Genomic DNA, 3,865 nt, shown 5'->3' on the forward strand with positions numbered 1-3,865 from the left:
TTCGCTCGCAATGACGCTGCTTTTTGCATAGTTGCTGATTCTGTCATCGCGAGGAGCGAAGCGACGCGGCGATCTTAATTTAGAAGTTAACTTAAGCTCAATGTTGATAGGTCGTCCCAGTTTGGGTTCAAGCCTTCTATTAACTGTATTTTTTTCTTTCTTGATCCTGATTTTAATTGTTTTTCTCGACAAATAGCCTCATACATTGTTTCAAAGCTTTCAAAATACACCAGCTTTGTGCAGTTGTATTTTCTTGAAAATCCATTGCAGAGCTTTTTCTTATGCTGGTCTATGCGCTGTGCTAGGTTGCTTGTGACGCCAATATAGAGTGTTGAGTGAGAGGGGTTTGTCAGTATATAGATGGCAGGTTCTTTCATGGTATTTCGCCTTTAAGTTTGAGATTGCCGACCCCGTCATCGCGAGGAGCGAAGCGACGCGGCGATCTTTTTTTGGCGCTTGAGATTGCCGCGCTCACAGTCGTTCGCTCGCAATGACGCTGCTTTTTGCATAGTTGCTGATTCTGTCATCGCGAGGAGCGAAGCGACGTGGCGATCTTTTTTTAGCGCTTGAGATTGCCGCGCTCACAGTCGTTCGCTCGCAATGACGTTAATTTCGTGAATTCGAACCGTTTTGTTTACTCGCCAATCCCAGTATGCACTTTGTCATCATGCAGCGCTTGAATGATTGCTTTAAGCTTACCTAAATCAAATTCCTCGTAAGGAATGGGCTCGCCAATATTTAAACCCACGGTCGTGCGTTGTAAGCGTTTAGGAAAGTGCGACATCGCCTTGCCGTATCGACGGCTAAAAAAACTGCCCCACAAGCCTTGCACGGCCATGGGAATGACAGGCGCATGCGTTTGTTTCACGAGTTTGGTGATGCCATGTTTGAAATTGCCGAGCTGGCCATCTTTGGTGATCACGCCTTCTGGGAAAATGCACACCACTTGCCCGTGGTTAAGCGCTTCAACCGCGCGATAAAAGGCTTGGTTTTTGACGCTCTCATCTTCATGTTTGCCGGCGATCGGAATGGCTTTGGCGAGTATGGAAAATTGTTTTAACAAAGGCACATTAAACAATTGCCAGTCCATCATGAAACGGATCGGTAGAATAGACGCTGCCGTGATGATCACCACATCAATAAAACTCACATGGTTACAAACATAAATCGCAGGCCCGCAGCGCGGAAGGTTTTCGGTGCCTTTGGTTTTCACCGTGTAAAACGTATTGATGAGCAGGTACATTGAAAAGCGTAAGAAAAATTCAGGAATGTGAAAAAAGATCAACGCAGAAATGCCCGCGTTGATAATGCCTGCCACTAAAAATAAATGCGGAATCGTCATGCCAGCGTTAAGCAGCGTGATGGCAAACACAGCGGCCAGCACCATAAATAAGGCATTGAGAATATTGTTGGCCGCTACGATGCGCGAGCGCATTTCAGGCGGGCTGCGGTCTTGTATGGTTGCGTAGAGGGGCACAGTGAATAAACCACCGCACACTGCCATGAGAAACAGGCTGATGAGTAACACCATATTGTGAGCGCTTTCGATAAATACCCAAAAGCTCACTTGAGCATGTGCCGCACGCGGCTCTAAGAAGAAAATGATAAAGGCAAACAGCGTGAGGCCAATGGCGCCAAACGGCACCAGTGCGAGTTCGATATTGTTACGCGAGAGTCTTTCGCAGACCAAAGCACCCGCGGCGATGCCCACGGCAAACGTCGCGATTAAGGCGGTCGCGATATGTGGCCCACCACCGACCACGTCTTTCGTGTAGTTGGCCACTTGGTAGAAAAACAGTGAGCCATAAAACCAAAACCAAGAAATGCCGAGCAAACATAAAAACAGGGTGCGATGCGAATAAGCGAGCTTCATATTGCGCCAGCTGGCACGAAAAATATTCCAGTCGATGGGCAGCTCACTGGCAAACGGCTTGGCACGTGGGATGAATAAGCTTGCAAGCAGGCCGATCATGGCCACCGATAAGATTGCGCAGGCGACGTACAGCGGGTTTAAAATGATTAACACGCCACCCAGCAAGGTGCCCAGCAGTATCGCTAAAAAGGTGGAGCTTTCAATCAGTGCATTGCCGCCCACGAGTTCGCTTTCACTTAAATGTTGCGGCAAAAGCGCGTATTTGGCCGGGCCAAAGAGTGTGGACTGTAAGCCGAGACCAAATAAAACGAGCAATAAAAGGGCGGGGCTGTTGGTGTACAGTGCAGCGCTTGCGATAATCATGATGACGACTTCGGTGGCTTTGGAGAGTTGGGCAATGCGCGCTTTATCGTATTTATCACACAGCTGACCGAAAGTGGCGGAAAATAGAAAAAACGGCAGGATGAAACATAAGGCGGCCAGGTTCACCAGGGTGCCGCTGGATAGCGTATCACTGGCAAGCTTAAAGCTAAATAAAATCACGAGCGCATTTTTAAACACATTGTCATTAAATGCGCCACAAAACTGCGTGATAAAGAGGGGTAGAAAACGGCGCGTGGCCAAAAGGCGAAATTGGTTTCTGTTCATGTGAGCTTTACTGCCTTAATTAGGTTTGAGGATAGCAAAGTTTGCTCATGAGCAAAAGTAGGAAGCGTTGTGCCTGGCGATAGCTCGGGGTTGCATTTTTCCGGATTATCCCTAACGTCATTGCGAGCGAACGCCAGTGAGCGCGGCTTTGCCGCGCTAGGCGTCTGATTAAGAGTAATTATTCAGCATTTTTGCTGAATAATGACAAAACACTTAAGAAAAGCTTAAGAAAGTGTGCTTATACTGGCCCTGTAAACACAAGATAAGGGGAAAAATTATGCGATTCAATCAAGACACCACAGCTCAAGCAGGGGCAGCAAACACCGTCCTAACAGTGGCACCAGTGGCACCAGGCTCGCCTGATAGTAGAGGTACTGATGAGCGTGAGGGTGAGCGTAGGTCTTTGCTTCATCCTGTTACAGCACCCAGACATCGACAAACTGCAACTGTAAGGGGCGCTAGAATTGGTGCGGGTGTTAGTACTGGACTGGCTAGTTTGGCAGTCGTGATCTTTGCTTGTCTCAGTGTCTCTGATGCACCGGCTAACTTACAGCTTTTTATTCTTCTCATGAACTACTTTCGCCAGTCGCTTACAATCAGTGCTGCGATTGCGGCGACTTTTTTCTTAACCCTTGCTGTTACAGCTTTTGCAGTCGGGTTTTGTTCGGCAGTGGGCGCGGCTATTGGAGCTTGTTGCGACCGGGTGAGCAATAAGTCCTCTTCTGGGCCTTATGATGCTACTATTACACGTGACGTTGTTGGTGATGCTGCTGATCAAGCTCCTGCTGCTGCTCGTTTGACTCTGTTTGATGTTGCTACTACTACTACTACTACTCAAGAGACTGCTGCTGCTCCTGCTACTTGCACAGCATAACAACGATAAACAGACAGCAAAAAAACCCGGCATGGCTGGGTTTTTTTGTTTATTCTGTGTTGGAATGCCGGGGGCTTCGCTGTGCTGATAAATTATCAAGTCACCCTAGGCCCTAATGTGTTAACATGAAATTAATCAATGACAAAGGGAGATCTGTCTATGCAAAAGCCTACGTTTAAACGCTTGGGGGTTCTGCTTGTGTTGGGTTTAAGCTGCAGCTTTTTTCTTAATGCTTGCGCGGTCCGTGTGGTGCGAAAAGTGGTGGAACATGCGAGTGACAGTTCGTCGTCGCAGCCGTCATCCAATCAAAGTACTGTGCAAAAATCCTAGCCTGGATTGAACGAAGCGATAATCCGGGGAAATATAAACCCGGGTTTGCTTTGCTCCCCTTCCCGGATTATCACACCTTCGGCGTTCAATCCAATGAAATGGACTCACCCTTCTTGACCTTAGCTGGTCTCGGCGTCACC

Annotated in this window: 3 protein-coding genes; 1 reads left to right on the top strand and 2 read right to left on the bottom strand. The window is 47.9% G+C overall.

Going from position 1 to position 3,865, the window contains the following annotated elements; all coding sequences use genetic code 11:
* Positions 1–86: 86 nt before the first annotated feature.
* Together COV52_08145 and COV52_08150 are read right to left on the bottom strand one after the other, a co-directional pair.
* Positions 87–377: a hypothetical protein gene (locus COV52_08145; protein PIR10616.1), complete on the bottom strand. Its 291-nt coding sequence runs from the start codon at positions 375–377 to the stop codon at positions 87–89.
* Positions 378–634: 257 nt separating this feature from the next.
* Positions 635–2,521 (bottom strand): glycerol acyltransferase, encoded by a 1,887-nt coding sequence (locus COV52_08150; protein ID PIR10617.1) that lies wholly within the window; start codon positions 2,519–2,521, stop codon positions 635–637.
* 277 nt (positions 2,522–2,798) lie between these two features.
* Here COV52_08150 and COV52_08155 point away from each other — a divergent pair, with 277 nt between their 5' ends.
* The gene (locus tag COV52_08155) at positions 2,799–3,395 is read left to right on the top strand and encodes a hypothetical protein (protein PIR10618.1); all 597 of its coding nucleotides are present in this window, start codon (positions 2,799–2,801) and stop codon (positions 3,393–3,395) included.
* Positions 3,396–3,865 lie beyond the last annotated feature (470 nt).

Source organism: Gammaproteobacteria bacterium CG11_big_fil_rev_8_21_14_0_20_46_22 (assembly GCA_002796245.1).
GTDB lineage: Bacteria > Pseudomonadota > Gammaproteobacteria > UBA12402 > UBA12402 > 1-14-0-20-46-22.